General features: G+C 67.7%; 15 protein-coding genes and 1 riboswitch. Of the genes, 7 read left to right on the top strand and 8 right to left on the bottom strand.

Going from position 1 to position 15,808, the window contains the following annotated elements; translation table 11 throughout:
• The first annotated feature begins 96 nt into the window (after positions 1–96).
• Positions 97–972 (top strand): TIGR03621 family F420-dependent LLM class oxidoreductase, encoded by an 876-nt coding sequence (locus tag ED92_RS19295; RefSeq protein ID WP_037340642.1) that lies wholly within the window; start codon positions 97–99, stop codon positions 970–972.
• Here the strand turns inward: ED92_RS19295 and ED92_RS19290 are convergent.
• Together ED92_RS19290 and ED92_RS19285 are read right to left on the bottom strand one after the other, a co-directional pair.
• The gene (locus ED92_RS19290) at positions 966–1,583 is read right to left on the bottom strand and encodes an NAD(P)-dependent oxidoreductase (RefSeq protein ID WP_037340641.1); all 618 of its coding nucleotides are present in this window, start codon (positions 1,581–1,583) and stop codon (positions 966–968) included. The two genes, ED92_RS19295 and ED92_RS19290, sit on opposite strands and share 7 nt — an antisense overlap.
• Positions 1,584–1,679: 96 nt before the next feature.
• Positions 1,680–2,801: a hypothetical protein gene (locus ED92_RS19285; protein ID WP_081975870.1), complete on the bottom strand. Its 1,122-nt coding sequence runs from the start codon at positions 2,799–2,801 to the stop codon at positions 1,680–1,682.
• A 338-nt stretch (positions 2,802–3,139) separates the two neighbouring features.
• On the opposite strand from ED92_RS19285, the gene ED92_RS19280 reads away from it, so the two are divergent.
• The 4 genes from ED92_RS19280 (at position 3,140) to ED92_RS19265 (ending at position 5,200) form a co-directional block, all read left to right on the top strand.
• Positions 3,140–3,745, top strand: coding sequence for a 50S ribosomal protein L25/general stress protein Ctc (locus tag ED92_RS19280; protein WP_037340639.1), 606 nt, complete (start codon positions 3,140–3,142; stop codon positions 3,743–3,745).
• Between the two features lie 10 nt (positions 3,746–3,755).
• On the top strand, positions 3,756–4,352 hold the full coding sequence (gene pth, locus ED92_RS19275) for an aminoacyl-tRNA hydrolase (RefSeq protein ID WP_037340637.1): 597 nt from the start codon (positions 3,756–3,758) through the stop codon (positions 4,350–4,352).
• Between the two features lie 159 nt (positions 4,353–4,511).
• Complete coding sequence (locus ED92_RS19270; protein WP_037340635.1) at positions 4,512–4,871, top strand: DivIVA domain-containing protein; 360 nt, start codon at positions 4,512–4,514, stop codon at positions 4,869–4,871.
• Positions 4,871–5,200: a DivIVA domain-containing protein gene (locus ED92_RS19265; RefSeq protein ID WP_037340632.1), complete on the top strand. Its 330-nt coding sequence runs from the start codon at positions 4,871–4,873 to the stop codon at positions 5,198–5,200. The genes ED92_RS19270 and ED92_RS19265 overlap by 1 nt, the downstream gene beginning before the upstream one ends.
• 61 nt (positions 5,201–5,261) lie before the next feature.
• Here the strand turns inward: ED92_RS19265 and ED92_RS19260 are convergent, their stop codons facing one another.
• From ED92_RS19260 to rsmA, 5 genes are all read right to left on the bottom strand, one after another.
• Entirely contained in the window at positions 5,262–6,953 is a 1,692-nt protein-coding gene (locus ED92_RS19260; RefSeq protein WP_037340630.1) for a fatty acyl-AMP ligase, read from the bottom strand.
• Positions 6,954–7,004: 51 nt separating this feature from the next.
• Complete coding sequence (locus ED92_RS19255) at positions 7,005–8,777, bottom strand: ABC-F family ATP-binding cassette domain-containing protein (RefSeq protein WP_037340628.1); 1,773 nt, start codon at positions 8,775–8,777, stop codon at positions 7,005–7,007.
• 67 nt (positions 8,778–8,844) lie between these two features.
• Positions 8,845–9,810, bottom strand: coding sequence for a 4-(cytidine 5'-diphospho)-2-C-methyl-D-erythritol kinase (locus ED92_RS19250; RefSeq protein WP_007028772.1), 966 nt, complete (start codon positions 9,808–9,810; stop codon positions 8,845–8,847).
• Positions 9,811–9,932: 122 nt separating this feature from the next.
• Positions 9,933–10,943, bottom strand: coding sequence for a methionine ABC transporter ATP-binding protein (locus tag ED92_RS19245; protein ID WP_037342443.1), 1,011 nt, complete (start codon positions 10,941–10,943; stop codon positions 9,933–9,935).
• Between the two features lie 213 nt (positions 10,944–11,156).
• A riboswitch (SAM riboswitch) is annotated at positions 11,157–11,247 on the bottom strand.
• Positions 11,248–11,493: 246 nt separating this feature from the next.
• Positions 11,494–12,330: a 16S rRNA (adenine(1518)-N(6)/adenine(1519)-N(6))-dimethyltransferase RsmA gene (gene rsmA / locus ED92_RS19240; protein ID WP_037340623.1), complete on the bottom strand. Its 837-nt coding sequence runs from the start codon at positions 12,328–12,330 to the stop codon at positions 11,494–11,496.
• Between the two features lie 40 nt (positions 12,331–12,370).
• On the opposite strand from rsmA, the gene ED92_RS19235 reads away from it, so the two are divergent.
• Both ED92_RS19235 and ED92_RS41975 read left to right on the top strand, forming a co-directional pair.
• Positions 12,371–12,952: a GNAT family N-acetyltransferase gene (locus ED92_RS19235; RefSeq protein WP_037340621.1), complete on the top strand. Its 582-nt coding sequence runs from the start codon at positions 12,371–12,373 to the stop codon at positions 12,950–12,952.
• A 148-nt stretch (positions 12,953–13,100) separates the two neighbouring features.
• Positions 13,101–14,114, top strand: a complete 1,014-nt coding sequence (locus ED92_RS41975) for a DUF222 domain-containing protein (RefSeq protein WP_081975868.1) — start codon at positions 13,101–13,103, stop codon at positions 14,112–14,114.
• A gap of 58 nt (positions 14,115–14,172) precedes the next feature.
• Here ED92_RS41975 and ED92_RS19225 read toward each other — a convergent pair whose 3' ends face one another.
• On the bottom strand, positions 14,173–15,552 hold the full coding sequence (locus tag ED92_RS19225) for a resuscitation-promoting factor (protein WP_037340616.1): 1,380 nt from the start codon (positions 15,550–15,552) through the stop codon (positions 14,173–14,175).
• Positions 15,553–15,808: the final 256 nt, after the last annotated feature.

The raw sequence follows: 15,808 nt of genomic DNA, 5'->3' as shown, positions 1-15,808 counted from the left end.
CTCTTTCGGAGAGTGAGAGCAAAGGTCCCTTGCTTCGTTTTCGGCTCCTCGCGAAACGGCGCGCGCCCGGCCTCCCCGCGTGGCTAGGTTTCCGGCATGGGGAAATTCAAGTTCGGCGTGAACCTGTGGGGCGCCGAGAACCGCGAAAACTGGGTCGCGAAGTGCCGCCGCGTCGAGGCACTCGGATACGACGTCATCTCCGTGCCGGATCACCTCGGCTCAGGACGGAACTCGCCTTTCCCGGCGCTGACCATGGCCGCCGCGGTGACGGAACGGCCCCGCGTCGGCACTCTCGTGTCCAACGTGCCCTTCTACAACTTCGCGCTCTTCGCGCGCGACGTCGTCACGACGGTGAAGATGACCGGCGATCGGCTGGACCTCGGTCTCGGCTCCGGTCACATGAAATCGGAATTCGACGAGGCCGGCCTGCCGTGGATCCCGGCCAAGGACCGTATCGAGTACCTCGCCAAGGGCCTTGACCACCTGCGCGAACACTTCGCCGCCGAAGGGATCACTCCCCCTCCGCTGCTCCTCGCGGGCAACAGTGACGGCGTGCTCTCCCTCGCTGCCCGCGAAGCCGACATCGCCGGCTTCGCGGGCCTTCGGCAAGCACCGGGAAAACCGCCGGGAACCTTCCGGCTCGACGACGCCGAACGCATGGACGAGCGCGTCGCCTTCTTCCGTTCACACACGAACGGCCGGGATCCCGAACTGAACATGCTCGTCCAGCGGGTCGTGGTCACGGACGACCGGCGCGCGGCCGCCGAGTCCTGGCGCGAAGAGCTGAAGGACCAGGACAGCCTCGACGTCGACGCCGTGCTCGAAACACCCCAATTGCTGTTCGGGACCACCGACGAGATGGTCCGGCAGCTCCAAGAGCGCCGCGAAAGGTACGGCTTCTCCTACATCACGGTGTTCGAGCCGATGCTGGAAACGTTCGCGCCGGTCGTCAAGGAACTGTCCGGTCAGTAGGCGACGCAGAAACGCTGACGGCGGCGCTCCGGCTTGTCGATCTCGTCGACGAACGCGATCGCGTAGTCGGCGCCGCTGATCTTCGACCCACCGTTCTCGTCGGTCAGCAGCACGTCATCGCCGAGCCGGAACTCGCCGGTCCGCTCGCCCTCGGCCCACGCGCCGAACTCCGCGGCCGGGCTGAGGTAGAACCAGTCGACGTCCTCGGGAAGTTTCCGGAACGCCTCCAGCACCTCGGCGTGCGCACCGGCCTCGCCCTTGTACTCGTCCGGGAACTCGGGGGTGTCGATCAGGCGCGGACCGTCTTCGGCCACCTTCAGGCTGCCGGCCCCGCCGACGACGCCGATCCGCGCTCCGTTGTCTTTCGCGACCTGGGCGATCGAGGGCACCGCTTCGAGTAGACCGCTCTGCCCGTGAACCGCGATGACCAGGACATCGGCGCCCTTGGCGACGTCGGCCAGGAAGGCCTCGTCGTAGAGCGAGCCCGCCCGGGTGCCCTCGCCTTCCGCGTTCCTCGACACCACTAGGACCTCGTGACCGCGGCCGCGCGCCTCCGCGGCGATCTTTCCGCCCGCGTACCCGGTTCCACCGAACACAACCAACTTCGCCATCGCGTTTCTCCCTTTTCATCGGCGACCACGCCGATGCTAAGAACGCGAGATCGGCTACTTCAACGTATGCAACGCACCCGGAGGTGAGTGTGCAGGTCAGCCACCCAGCGCGGCGAACTCGGACTTGAGCTTCTCGCGGACGGCGTTGACGTCGAGCGCCGCCCGGACCTCGCCGCGCGCCGAAGGCTTCGCCTGCACCTGATAGCTGGCGTTCCGATTCGGCAACTTGAACTTGACCTCGCAGGTCATGCTCGTCGTGGCGCCGGGGGCCGCGTCGGCGTTCGCCGTGCAGCTCTGCGCGCCGAGGGATTGCGCGGTGAAATCGACGGTCAGCGTCAAATGCACGGGCGTCCCGCTCACGCCACCGATGACGGTGTTGGCCACGTCGATGGTCGCCCGGCAGGTTCCGACGAAATCCGTGCAGTCCAGCTTGTCGTTGACGACGCTGACGCTCACCTGGGCGAGTGCGTCGAACGGCTGCCCGATTCCCCCGATCGCGCCGTCCAGATCGGTCTGAAGTTTCTTCAGCGCGTCCCCGGCGAGCGGTTCGACCCGCATCTCGGCACCGAGCGTCTTACCGCCCGCGGCGGCGACGAGGGAAGGCGCGAAGCTGACGACGCGGTGCGGCGCGGCGGTGGTCACCCGCAGTGCCCCGAGCCCGCTCCCGACGTCGTAGACCTCGGTCCCGTCGGGCAACTTCGACCGGACCGGATCGGTCAGCGGGTCCATCGCGGACACCGCGGTCCTCAACGTCGACGCGGCCTTGCGCGGGCTGAGCACCTCGACCGCGTTCACAGGCAGGTCCGAGCCGTCCGTACGGACCCAGTTGGTGCCGTACTGCTCGCTGTTGCCGAGCCCGTGCGCCTTCCAGTACTCCGGCGTCGCCGAGAGGTACAGCTGTTTGTCGGCGGACACGATCTGGATCGGCTGACCGTCGACCGGGAGGGCCCCCTGCGCGCTGCCGTTACGAGTGATCCGGAACTGCAGCTCGGCGGGTTTGCCCGAAGCGTCCTTGATTGTCGACTTGTAGATGACGGCGGGCGCTTGTTCGAGCGCCTTCAGCGCACTCTCGACGGCGCCGCGCTGCTCGGCGCGCCTGTCCACCCGCTGTTGCTCGGCGGGCGAGATCCCGGCCGCCCCGTCGATGGCGACATCGCACCCCGCCAGGAGGCAGCACAAGGCGGCGATCGCGCCGATCCTCGACCGTCGTGCCGCCATTCCGCCCCCTTGTCTCGAGTGCGAGGAGATCACACCTTAGAAAAGGGGTCGCGCACCACCGCATCCGCGGGTTCCCGAAGCACCTGTCACCGACTTGTCACCTGAACGAGCCACCCGGCGGGACCCCGGCACGACCGCTTGGTCTACACTTTCCCGGTCTCGGCGAGGCGGGTTCCGTGAGCACCTGGTGCCCGACGTGATCGACGCGGCGGCTTGAGTGGCCACACGCGGTCGAGCACGCCTGTGGAATTCGCCGCCGAACACCCGAACCGCCCGAACCATCCCCACCTCAGCATGCTTTCGCTGAACATGTTGGTGAATTGAAGGAGTGCTACACCGTGTCCGAGGTAACCCTGTCCGTCGAGCCCCGCACCGAATTCGGCAAGGGTGCCGCGCGTCGCACGCGTCGTGCCGGCAAGATCCCCGCGGTGCTGTACGGGCACGGCTCGGACCCGCGCCACTATGCCCTGCCCGCCCTCGAGTTCGCCCGCGTCGTGCGTGAGAACGGCAGCAACGCCGTCATCACCCTCGAGCTCGAAGGCAAGAGCGAGCTGGCGCTGACGAAGACCATCGTCGTCCACCCGCTGAAGAACTACATCGAGCACGTCGACCTGCTGGTCGTCCGCCGCGGCGAGAAGGTCACCGTCGACGTCCCCGTCGTCGTCACCGGCACCGCGGGCCCGGGCACCCTGGTCACCACCGACCTCGACACCCTCCAGGTAGAGGTCGAGGCGCTGCACATCCCCGAGCAGGTCGAGGTCTCGGTCGAGGGCGTCGAAGCCGGCACCCAGATCCTCGCCTCGCAGGTCACCCTGCCGCAGGGCGCCACCCTGGTCACCGACGCCGAGGCGCTGGTCGTCGCCGTGAACGAGGCGCCGTCCGAGTCCTCGCTCGAGGGCGAAGAGGCCGAGGCTGCGGAGACCCCCGCCGAGGACGCCGAATAAAGTCACCGGTGTGACCGAAGCAGTACTTCCCGGGGCCGGCGAGCAGATCCTGCTCGTCGGCCTCGGCAATCCCGGCCCCCAATACGCGGGCAACAGGCACAACGTCGGCTTCATGGTGCTCGACGAACTGGCCGGCCGCGTCGGCGGCAAGTTCAAAGCGCACAAGAGCGGCGCCGAAATCCTCGAAGGCAGGCTGGCGGGCCAGCGGGTGGTTTTGGCCAAGCCGCGTTCGTACATGAACCTCTCTGGCGGCCCGGTCGTGGGCGCGGCCCGGTTCTACAAGATCCCCCCGGCCGGTGTCGTGGTCGTCCACGACGAGCTGGACGTCGACTTCGGCGCGATCAAGATGAAGCTGGGCGGCGGCGACAACGGCCACAACGGTCTCCGCTCGATCACCAAATCCCTGGGCACGAAGGATTACTACCGTGTCCGTTTCGGCGTCGGCAGGCCTCCGGGGCGGCAGGATCCGGCCGATTTCGTGCTGAAAGACTTCTCGACGGTCGAACGCAAAGAGCTCGCTTTCGAGATCGATCGTTGCGCCGACGCCGTTGAAGCGCTTATCAGCACCGGTCTCGCGGCGGCTCAGAACACCTTCCACGCTGGGTGAATCCGCTCACATGGCGGTGCGTTACACCTCGTCACTCGAAGGCGTTTCACCACGCCCCTGATCGAGTCGTGGAATAGGGCGAGCTCTTCCGGGGAACTCTCAAACCCGTTAGGACGGAATGCGGAGATCGCATTCCCCACCGAAACCGGAGAGAGTTTCATGTCGTTTACGGCCGAAGACATCACCGGCGCCACCTTCCCGAACGCCCCGATCGGGCGGCGCGGATACGCCAAACACGAGGTCGACGCGTTCCTGGAACGGATCGCCGACACGCTCTCGGACCGGGACGACCTGACGGCCGCCGAGGTCCACCACGTCATGTTCTCGCGTCCGTTGATCGGGAAGCGCGGCTACGACGAACGCGAAGTCGACGATTTCCTCGACAAGGTCGAGGGGCAACTCGCCCACCGCACCGGCCAGCACGCACTCCACGTGCCCGGCGCCCGAGGAGAAGACGAAGCCACCGCCGAACGCGCCGTTCCGGACCGCGGTCCCATCGAGACCCTCCGGGAGCGCTAGTGCCCGTCACTGCGTTCGAGGCCAGAACCCGGCAGTTCGACAGGGCGCCGATCGGTGCGCGTGGCTACCACGAACCCGAGGTCGACGCCTTCCTCGAACGGGTCGCGGCGACTCTCGACGGCGACGACGACCTGTCGGTTTCGGACGTCCACAACGTGGCGTTCGCCAAAGCGCCGCTCTCGAAACGAGGCTACGACCCGGCAGCCGTCGACGCGTTCCTGCGAGACGTCGAGGGGACGTTGGCCGGGTTGTCCCAGTCTTCCGGCTACTACATAGCGCCCGCACTGGAGCACACCCATAACCGCAAGCCATTGTGGCGACGCCGCTGACCAACGGGAGGTGCCGCGAAAGGGCCGGGTCCGCGATACTCGCGGCCCCGGCCCTTTCGTCTCAGCTGGTCGCCGCGTTCTTGGCGATCTTGTCCGCGAACTGAACGGCGGTCGCGGCCCGCTTCACCTTGCCTGAGGGTGTCTTCGGCAGGCTCCCCGCGGGGAGCACCACAACAGCGAACGGCCGCATGTCGACGGCGCCGCGCACCTTGGCCGCGACCTCCTTCGCCAGCGCCTTCTCCGTTTCCGGGTCCCCGGCGAGTTTCGATTCGACGACGACCGCGAACCGTTCCCGTCGGCTGCCGGCGTCGAGCCGCACGGCTACGGCGTTCCCCGCGCGCACCCCTTCGACCGAAGTCGCCGCTCGTTCGATGTCGGTCGGATACAGGTTCCGGCCGCCCATGATGATGACGTCCTTACGGCGCCCGCAGATCACGATCATGCCGTCGACCAGGTAACCGAGGTCGCCGGTGAGCAGCCAGCCGTCCTCGTCCTGGGTCGCGAGCGGACCGTCCATGGTCAGGTACCCCGGCGTTACGGCCTCGCCCCGCAGGCGGATCTCCCCGACCTGGCGTTCCCCGAGCACGGTTCCCTTGTCGTCGACGATCTCAGCCTCGAGCCCGTCGAGCGGTGGCCCGAGCACGGCGAAGGACCGGACCTCGTCGGTCCCGCGGCGCGGGTCGCCCTCGGGGACCGGCACCGCGCGGTTATCCGTCTCGAGCGCGTCGGCCTCGACGACGTCCAGCGTCAAGCCGGTGAACAACGGCGCGAACGAAACCGCGAGAGTCGCCTCCGCCATGCCGTACGCCGGGAAGACGCATTCGGCGGGCATCTTGAAGCGCGCCCCTGCATCAACGAACGTCTGCACGGCCGTTTCGTCGATCGGCTCGGCGCCGTTCAACGCGATCCGAAGCTTCGAGAGGTCGTACGCGTTGTCGTCCTCGACGCGGGCCATCCGCCTGCCCACGATCGCGTACGCGAAATTCGGCGCGGCCGTGGTCGTGCCGTTGTACTTGCTGATCAGCTGCGGCCAGATCAACGGTCCGGACAGGAACTCGAGCGGCGTGATCTTGACGAGCTCGACACCGAAGGTCATCGGGACCGTCAGGAAGCCGACCATCCCCATGTCGTGGAAGGTGGGCAGCCACGAGACCATCACGTCGACGTCGAAATCGAACTCGGCCCGATCGACCATCGCCTTGACGTTCGAATACAGGTTTCCGTAGGTGATCTGAACGGCCTTCGGGTCGGCCGTCGACCCGCTGGTCAGTTGCAAGAGCGCCGTATCCGATTCGGCCGTCGGCACGGGCTCCGCCAACGGTTCCGCTTCGAGCAGCTCGGTGATGACCTGGAAGGCGATGCCGTGCTCGGTGAGCACCGGCGCCAGCTGGTCGAACGGCTCACCGAGCAGAACCAGGCCGGAACCGATCATCCGGAGCACGCGAACGGTGTCCTCGGCCCATTCCGCGAGGTCGGTGCGCTGCGTCGGCTGGTGCAGCATCGTCACGCTGCCGCCGGCGAGCCAAACCGCCTGAACCGTCGGCGCGATCAGCGACGGCGCCGCCGCCAGGACCGCGACCGCTTTGCCGGGCGCCAGCCCGGCCGCCACCAGACCCCCGGCGACCCGTTTGGCCTGCTCGTGGATCTCGGCCCAGGTCCGCCGAACCGGCTCCTTGGGCTCCCCGGTGACCATTCCCCGCTGCTGACCTCGCCCCGCCGCGGTGGCGACGAGCGTGTCCACGAACCGACTCATGCGCGTCACACTACTGTCCGCGCTGGAAGACCCGCGCGCCGTCGCGTGAACTCATTCGATCGCTTCGGAGGTCTCGAGCCACTGAGCTTCGACCTCCTCTTTTTCCGTTTCGACAGCCTTCAGTTCGGTGTTCAGCTCGATGAGCTTCGTCGGATCGGTCGCCGCGGCGAGCAGCGCCGCATGCAGCTTCTCTTCCTTCGCGTGCAGCTGGTCGAGCTTGCGTTCGAGACGGGACAGCTCCTTTTGCGCCGCACGCTGCTCCGCGGCGCTCTTCTTGGGTGCGGCGGTCTGCGCGTTGCCCGCCTTCCGGTCACTGCCTGCCTTCTCGAGGCTCTTGGCGCGCCGGTCCAGGTACTCCTCGATCCCGCCGGGCAAGTGGGTCACCTGCCCGTCGCCGAACAGGGCCACGATCGTGTCGCAGACGCGTTCCACCAGGTACCGGTCGTGCGAGACGACGACGAGGCTGCCCGGCCAGGAATCCAGCAGGTCTTCGAGCTGCTGCAAAGTGTCGATGTCGAGATCGTTCGTCGGCTCGTCGAGCAACAACACGTTGGGCTCGGCCATCAGAAGCCGGCACAGCTGCAGACGGCGCCGCTCGCCACCGGAAAGGTCCTCGACCGGTGTCCACTGCCTCGCCGCGGGGAACCCCAGCTTCTCGGCGAGCTGCGAAGCGGTGAGCTCCTGCTTGCCGAACACGACCCGGCCGGACACCTCTTCGATCGCCTGCAGCACGCGCAGATCACCCGGCAGGTCGTCGAGTTCCTGCCGCAGGTGCGCGAGGCTGACCGTCTTGCCCTGGATACGTCGCCCCGTCTCGGGTTCCTTGTCGCCGCCGAGCAGCTTGAGGAGCGTGGTCTTGCCCGACCCGTTGACGCCGACGAGACCGACCCGGTCGCCGGGGCCGATCCGCCAGGTGACGTGATCGAGCAGGGTGCGGTCGCCGACGGTCAACGTGGCGTCCTCGATCTCCAGCACGGTCTTGCCCAGCCGCCGACGCGCGAACGCCTGCAACTCGACCGAATCACGCGGCTCCGGCACATCGGAGATCAGCGCCTCGGCCGCCTCTACTCGGTAACGCGGCTTCGAGGTCCTGGCCTGCGGGCCGCGACGCAGCCACGCGAGCTCTTTACGCGCCAGGTTCTGCCGCTTCTCCTCGGCGGTCGCCGCCAGTCGCGCCCGTTCGGCCCGCGCGAAGATCCAGTCCGCGTACCCGCCTTCGTACTGCTCGACGCGGCCGTTGGTGACCTCCCAGGTCAGGCTCGCGACCGTGTCGAGGAACCACCGGTCGTGCGTGACGACCACGACCGCGATCTTGCGGTTCAGCAGGTGATCCGCGAGCCAGCGGACGCCTTCGACGTCCAGGTGGTTGGTCGGCTCGTCGAGGACCACGAGGTCCAGTTCACCGGTGAGAGCGGCCGCCAGCGCCACCCGGCGGCGTTCGCCACCGGACAGGTTCGCGGTTTCCTTCTCGACGCCGAGTGCGGTGATCCCCAGACCGTCCATAATGGACCGGACACGCGCGTCAGCGGCCCACTCGTGTTCCGCGCCGTAACGTTCCAGCACGACATCGCCGACAGTGCTGCCGGCGGGCAGCTCGGTCCGCTGGGTGACCACGGCCATCCGCAAGCCACGGACCTGACTGACCCGTCCCGTATCCGGCTCGCTGATCCCCGCGAGCACCTCCAGCAGCGTCGTCTTCCCACCCCCGTTGAGACCGACGACACCGATACGCTGCCCCTCCGCCACACCGAGCGAAACACCGTCGAGCAGCGGGCGCACCCCGAAGGACTTGCTCACCGACTCCAGGTTGACCAAGTTGGCCATGCCTCAGCCGATCCTTTCCGAAAAGCTTGCACCACAACGAATTAGTCGATGTCCATTTCGGACATCCTCACGCGTGCACCCGCGGCGGAGACGGCCGCGGAGCGTCGTCGCCGCCGACCAGCCGCGCTCCGGGCACCGGCCCGTGCGCGACGCGTACCGTGCGGCAGACACCCGCACCGGACAGCTCCGCGGCGACCTCGACGGCCGACTGGGCATCCGCGCACAGAAAGGCACAGGTCGGTCCGGAGCCGGAGACGGTGCCGGCGAGCGCACCCGCGTTGACCCCGGCCCGCAAGGTGCGACGCAGCCCCGGCCGCAACGAGACGGCGGCCGCCTGAAGGTCATTGCCGAGAAGCAGCGCCAGCTGCCGCGGGTCGCCGGACGCCAGCGCCTCGACCACCGGGGTGTGCGAACCGATCCGCGGCGGGCTGCCCTCTTCACGCAACTTGTCCAGCTCGCCGAACACCCTCGGCGTCGAAAGACCTCGCTGGTCGAAGGCCAGGACCCAATGGAAGGTGTGCCGCGACAAGACCGGCACCAGCTGCTCACCCCGGCCGGTGCCCAACGCGGTCCCGCCGTAGAGCGCGAACGGGACGTCACTGCCGAGCTTCGCGGCGATACCCGCCAGTTCGTCTCGGGAGATGTCGAGCTTCCAAAGCGACGCGAGCCCCACCAGGGTCGCGGCCGCGTCGGCGCTACCACCGGCCATCCCACCTGCCACCGGGATGCCTTTGCGCAGTACGACCCTGACCTTGGACTCGCCGTCCGCCTTGCCGACATGTGCCGCCAGCGCCTGCGCCGCCTTCCAGGCGAGGTTGTTGGCCCCTGTCGGTACGGAGCCTTCGCCTTCGCCGTAGACCTCGACACCGGGATCTTCGGTGACCGCGACGGTCACCTCGTCGGTCAAGGAAAGCGCCTGGAACACGGTCACCAGCTCGTGGTAGCCGTCCGGGCGTACGTCACCGACCGACAGGTGCAGGTTGACCTTGGCGGGAACCCTGACGGTTACTGGGGGCGGTACGACGGCGAGCACCCGTCAAGCCTACGTGGCCGTTCCACTTGCGCTGTCACCAGGAGAAAAGAGAACAGGACGAGTCGGACACGAACGGGCCGCCCCGGACGGATTTCGTCCTGAGCGGCCCGTTCGTGGAGGAATCAGGCAGCGACACCCTGCGGTCCGCGGACCGGGTGGGTCACGTGGCCGCCGCGTTCGGCGATCCAGGCGAGCGCGGCGTCCGCGCGCTCACCGCGCACACCGAGACGGAACCGGCCCACCGGCGTGTCGCCGATCCGGGTCAGGCCGCCGCCGATGGTGGCGAGTTCGACGTCGAAGCGACCGGCGGCCTCCGGGAGCAGCGCACCGACCGAAGCGAAGCCGACGAGCACGACGTCCACTGCCCGGTCGTACTTCGAGGCCTGCGCCCGTCCGGTCTCGATCGCGGGAAGCAGCGCCTGCGCGGTCCGGCTGTTCGGGTCGGAGACCAGGTCGAGCACGGTCCCGCGTTCGATGACCGCCCCAGCCTCCAGAACCGCGACGTCATCGCAGACACGGCGAACCACGCCGGCGTCGGGAGTGGTGAGCAGCACGGTGACTCCGAGCTCGGCACGGGCCCGGTCGAGCACGGTCAGGACCGCGCCGGTCTCCTCGGACTGCACACCGGCGGTCGGGTCGTCGGCCAAGAGCACGGACGGCCCGGCGGCCAGCGCTTTGGCGATGGCGACTCGACGCAGCTGCCCTTCGGACAGGTCGCCCGGCCGCTGCCCCGCCCGAGGGGTGAGACCGACCAGGTCGAGCAGGTTGCCGACCCGGTTGCGGCGCTGCGGCCCGTCGAGACCGAGCTGTTCGAGCGGGGAAGCGATGTTGCCGGCGATGGTGCGCTCAGCGAGCAATTCCGGTTTGGTGCTCACGACACCGACCTGCCGCCGGATCTCGCGCAGGCGGCGTCCGTCGAGGGTCCCGGTGTTGAGGCCGTCGAGGCGGACGACGCCGCGGTCGGGGCGCTCCTGAAGACCGATGCAACGAGCGAGGGTCGACTTGCCGGAACCGGCCGGGCCGACGACTCCGAACAGCGAGCCCGCCTGGATGTCCACGCTCACATCGCGCAGCGCGACGACGGGATTTCCGTTGAGAGGAAAGGATTTGGACAGGTTTTCAACAGTGATCACGAAAGGCTCCATGCGAATGGGGCGCTGCTTCTTTCGAGCGCGCCGACCGTCACCGAGTGACCGTCCGGAAACGGACGGTTTTCAGAGGTAAGGGAGAAGGACTCAGGCAGTAACGGTGGAGCGTTGACACGCACTTACCGTGCGGCGACCTTCATCGACGACACGTCGCCTGGTCAGCAGGAGCGGGTGGGTGACCCTGTTCATTAGGCACAGCCTCCATCGGTCCTGGCTGTAGCACCTGCCCTGTGGAGGGTGGTTGCTGCGACTTCGGCGAGCCAGGTCTCTCAGTCGCTCGGGATGGCTCACTGAGTAAAACCGATCCCACTGGATGAAAGCAAGCGCGTAGGCGCAGATCACACGTCTGGTCGCGTCCATCATACAGGATGAGCTGTCCATATATTGGACAAAGGCAGGCGCCTTCGACCTGCCCCAGGCGTGCTACCTGCTAAGACAATGCCGGCTCATACAGATCGAGAGGAAGACTTACGCACTCGTGCTGACCTGGGCCGAGGGGCGTTCGCGCGGTGCCGGTCACATCCCGAGCAGGCGGTCAACCCGCGGCCGCGGCGATCCGCGCGAACTGGTGGACATCCAACTGCTCACCGCGCGTCTTGGGATCGATACCCGCCTTCTCGAGCAGCGCCCCCGCGCGTTCGGCGGAACCGGCCCATGACGCCAACGCGGCGCGCAAGGTCTTCCGCCGCTGGGAGAAGGCGGCGTCGACCACCGCGAACAATCGCTCCCGGTCCACGGACGAGACCACCTCACCCCGCTCGAAAGCGACCAGTGCGGAGTCCACGTTCGGAACGGGCCAGAACACCGCGCGAGGCACCGCGGCGACCTTGCGCGCCTTTCCGTACCACGCGAGCTTGACGCTGGGGACGCCGTAAGTCCGGCTCCCCGGACCGGCCGCCATCCGGTCCGCCACTTCGGTCTGGACCATCACGAGGCCACTGGTCAGCGACGGCAGCTCGGCCAGCAGGTGCAGCACGACCGGAACCGCGACGTTGTACGGCAAATTCGCGACGAGCGCCGTCGGACTCGCGGGCAGGTCGTCCGCCGTGATCCGCAACGCGTCCGCGCCGACGACCGTCAATCGTTCGGCTCCGCCCCGTTCGGCGGCGGTATTCGGCAATCGCCCCGCCAGCACAGGATCGATTTCGACCGCGACGACCTCGGCGCCGGTCGCGAGCAGTCCGAGCGTCAAGGAGCCGAGGCCTGGCCCGACCTCCAACACGACGTCGCCTTCGCCGACCCCCGAGAGGTCGACGATGCGGCGCACCGTGTTGGGATCGTGCACGAAGTTCTGGCCGAGCTTCTTGGTCGGACGTACGTCCAGCTCGGCCGCCAGCGCCCTGATCTCCGCAGGACCGAGCAGTTCAGTCACCCGACGATCGTAACCAGCCCCGGTGGGCCACTATTGGCCGGTGGACGACGTCGTACTCGAAGGCGAGAAAGTCCGGCTGCGCGACTGGACGCCGAGTGACCTTCGACCGCTTCGCGACCTACTCGATCCCACGCGGCCCTGGCACGAAACGAACGGGCCCTACTTCGGCACCCCGAGCGCGGCAGCGGCCGACTCGACGGCCCGCGAACTCACCACGCCCACGGCCGAGCCCTCCGATCCCCGCACCAGCCTCGCCGTATGCGATCTGAAGGACGGCGGCTTGATCGGCAGGGTCAGCTGGTACTGGGAAAGCAGGCAGACCGACTGGCGGCGGATGGGCTTGGTGATCTACGACGAGCGGTACTGGGGCGGCGGGTACGGCACTGAGGCCTTACGCCTGTGGACGACCTATTTGTTCGCTCGCACCGACACGCTCCGCCTGGACTTCGCCACATTCTCGGGGAACCTGGGGATGATCGCCGTCGGGCAGCGGCTGGGATTCGTCGAGGAAGGCCGGTTCCGACGCGCTCGACGCTGGTCCGGAGGCGTGCATGACGCCGTCGTCTATGGGGTGCTCCGGGAGGAGTGGGACCGGATGAACCAGTTGAGCGCCGAGCCGTGATCCCGCCCCCCACCATCCGAATGGCGTTTTCGAACTGACACGTATCCCACTCCCGTGTGATCGGCGCAGGTCAGCGCAGCCGGAGCGTAATGATCATCCACCCGATCGATACCGTGCATTCGTTCGAATCTGCCTCGACAATCGAGGGATGACCAGCACAAATACTCCCAAGGCCTTCCCGCTCAACCTGCCGGAAGGCGACGCCGAACTGCTCCTCGACGAGTTGCAGACACGGCTACGCGAAGGGCGACGTCTGTTCGCCGAAGTCGGCCAGATCCTGGCCGAGATCGAGGCACGTGGGGTCCGAGACCTCTACGGATACAACTCGATCGCCGCCTTCTACGAGCATGTGGCTCGAGTGCCTCGAGCAGAGGCTCAGAAAGTGGCAAGCAGAGCGCTCGCGCTCAATTCGAGACGGGCGCGCGACGGCACGTCGATCGACCCCGTCGCGCCGTTGACCGGCGAGTCGGCCAGCACCGGCGCGTTGGCCGAGGCGGGTATCGACCGGATCGTCACCGTCATGAAGAGGCTGCCGGACCACCTAGAGGCGGACGAGCGGCTTGACGCCGAAAAGGGCCTGGTCGAACTCGCGGCTGTCGCAAGACCGCGCGACGTCACCATGGCGGGTACCGACCTGCTCGCACGGCACGATCCGGATGGGAAGCCCAAAGACGATCCCGAGCCGAAACGTCAACGAAGCGAATTCTGGTTGCGCCAGAAACGGACCGGCCGGTGGGACATGCGCGGGAACCTCGACCCCGAGACAGGCGCCCGCCTGAACGCGCTCTTGGTGCCGCGTACGTATCCGGCTCCCGGCGAAGTAGCCGACGACCGTGCACCGGCGGAGAGACGCGGCGACGCGTTCGCGGAGATCGTCGATCTCGCGGAGGCCGGCCCGGACATCCCCGCGCCCCGGCAGGCCGCGGAGCGGGCCGCTGAGGAGCCTCAGCCCGCACAGCCCAGCGAGGAACCAGCGAGTCCCCCTAAGCCCACCCAGATGCCGCCACAGGGCCGCCACCGCGGTGACGAAGGCGTACAAGCGGCCACCGCAGCCGGAGGACCCCGGAATGTCGCCCACCTACGTCCCCCTCGATGGTGGGCACGACTGTCGAAACCTAGATCCGGGAATCCGACACAGCCGCAGAAGCCTCTAACGGCCTGAAGGCCACCGTGCGGGCGAACCCACATGGTGACCTTCAGGAAAGGAGGACGATCTGGCGTCAGGCCTTCTTGCCGCAGTGCGGCCAAGCGCTGTAGCCACCACGCGCGTCGCGGACCTTCTCGGCGACAGCGATCTGCTGGGCCTTGCTGGCCTGGTGCGGGTAGGCGGCGTACTGCTCGCCACCGTAGGCGTCCCAGGTGCTCTTGTTGAACTGCAGGCCACCGTAGTAGCCGTTGCCGGTGTTGGCGGCCCAGTTGCCGGTCGACTCGCACTGGGCGATGCGGTCCCAGGCTCCGGCGTCTCCGATGACCGGATCGGCGGGCTTCTTGGTACCGACCTTGACGATCTTGGGCTTGGCCTCGGTGATGACCTCTTCCGAGACCTTCTCGCGGCCGACCTCTTTGCCGTTGCGCTTGGTGACCTTGTAGGTCACGGTCTTCTGGCCCGGGGTGCCCGGGTCCTCGACCTTGGTCTTGCCCTTTTCGAGCTCCGGGTCGTCGACCTTCTGCTCGGGCGGAGCGATTTCCTCGTTCTGCTTGACCATGGTGACGCCGGTCCGGCTGATGTGGACCTCGGCGCCGTCGACCAGCTTGACGTCGAGACCGCCGACGGCCTCGTCGTCCGGGCCGAGGGTCATCCGGAGCTCACCGAGAAATTCCTGGGTGGTCACCGAGTTGGTCTGAACCTTGCGCGGTTCGTTCGCGCCGTCGTAGACCGTGACGTTCTTGAGGGTCTTGACCTCGACGGTGGCGCCCTCGAGCGGCAGCTCACCGTTCTGCGGGAGCGAGGTCCAGGTGCCGGCCTTGGCGAGGTCGGCGCGACCGAGCTGGTTCAACGCTTCGCCGAGGTTGGTCGCGCGGACCCAGGACTCCTGCTGCGGCGCGCCGTCGACGATCAGGTTCAGCTTGCGGCCGCGCTCCAGCTTGATGACGCCGCCGTCGCCCACCTCGGCCTGAGGCGAGGGCGAGAGCGAGTCGTGCGCGCCGACCGAGAGACCGGCGTCTTCGAGGACCTCGCCGACGGTGTCGCCGAAGCTGTGGACGGTCTGCTGCTTGCCGTCGACGTCGAGCGTGACGCTCTTGTTCATCGCCATCGCTGCCGCGCCCCCACCGCCGAGGGTGAGCAGCACCGCCATGACGGTCCCCTTGAGGAACCGCTTCTTCCAGACGCGGGTCGAGTTCGAGATGACCTCGTCCTTGGTCGCGACCTTCATCGGCGCGCCCGCGGTGCGGTCCTCGGCCACCTCGTCCGGAATGACGATCGGCGGGAGCATGGTGGTCTCGGCGCTGATGAGGCGGATCAGCTCGTCGACGTCGACGTCGATCTCGGCCATCAGGGCGTCGGCGTCGGGTCCGAGCGCGGCCAGGACGTCCTGGTGCGTGATGCGCGGATCGTCGGAGTAGTCGAGCTCGCCGTAGTGGGTGTCGCGGTCGAGCACGGCGACCGAGCCGGCGGAAGCGAAGGTGTTCGTCTCTGCGCCGAGGCGCGAGCCATCCTGCCTACTGCTACCAGTCACTGGGTCGTTCCCTTTCCCAAGACGTCGAGGAGCTCGACAACCGCTCCACTACGTCCTTCGTCTCGATGCGCTCTTCGGCACACCTCTAGAAGTCCGACACCCGCAGCCAGCGCCATCGTCACGGTTCCAGGCCGTACCGCTCCTGGTTCCGCTTCCCCGACGTGCACTGACGTGACTG

This window comes from Amycolatopsis sp. MJM2582 (assembly GCF_000754115.1).
Taxonomy (GTDB): Bacteria; Actinomycetota; Actinomycetes; order Mycobacteriales; family Pseudonocardiaceae; genus Amycolatopsis; species Amycolatopsis japonica.
Note: the sequence above shows the minus strand (reverse complement) of the source record. Positions and strands in the feature narration are given on the sequence as shown.

Coding starts and splice junctions, on each gene's coding strand:
- ED92_RS19270 (WP_037340635.1), top strand. CDS start 4,512: ATGTCGTTTACGGCCGAAGACATCACCGGCGCCACCTTCCCGAACGCC.
- ED92_RS19290 (WP_037340641.1), bottom strand. CDS start 1,583: ATGGCGAAGTTGGTTGTGTTCGGTGGAACCGGGTACGCGGGCGGAAAG.
- ED92_RS41975 (WP_081975868.1), top strand. CDS start 13,101: ATGACCAGCACAAATACTCCCAAGGCCTTCCCGCTCAACCTGCCGGAA.
- ED92_RS19285 (WP_081975870.1), bottom strand. CDS start 2,801: ATGGCGGCACGACGGTCGAGGATCGGCGCGATCGCCGCCTTGTGCTGC.
- ED92_RS19295 (WP_037340642.1), top strand. CDS start 97: ATGGGGAAATTCAAGTTCGGCGTGAACCTGTGGGGCGCCGAGAACCGC.
- ED92_RS19260 (WP_037340630.1), bottom strand. CDS start 6,953: ATGAGTCGGTTCGTGGACACGCTCGTCGCCACCGCGGCGGGGCGAGGT.
- ED92_RS19255 (WP_037340628.1), bottom strand. CDS start 8,777: ATGGCCAACTTGGTCAACCTGGAGTCGGTGAGCAAGTCCTTCGGGGTG.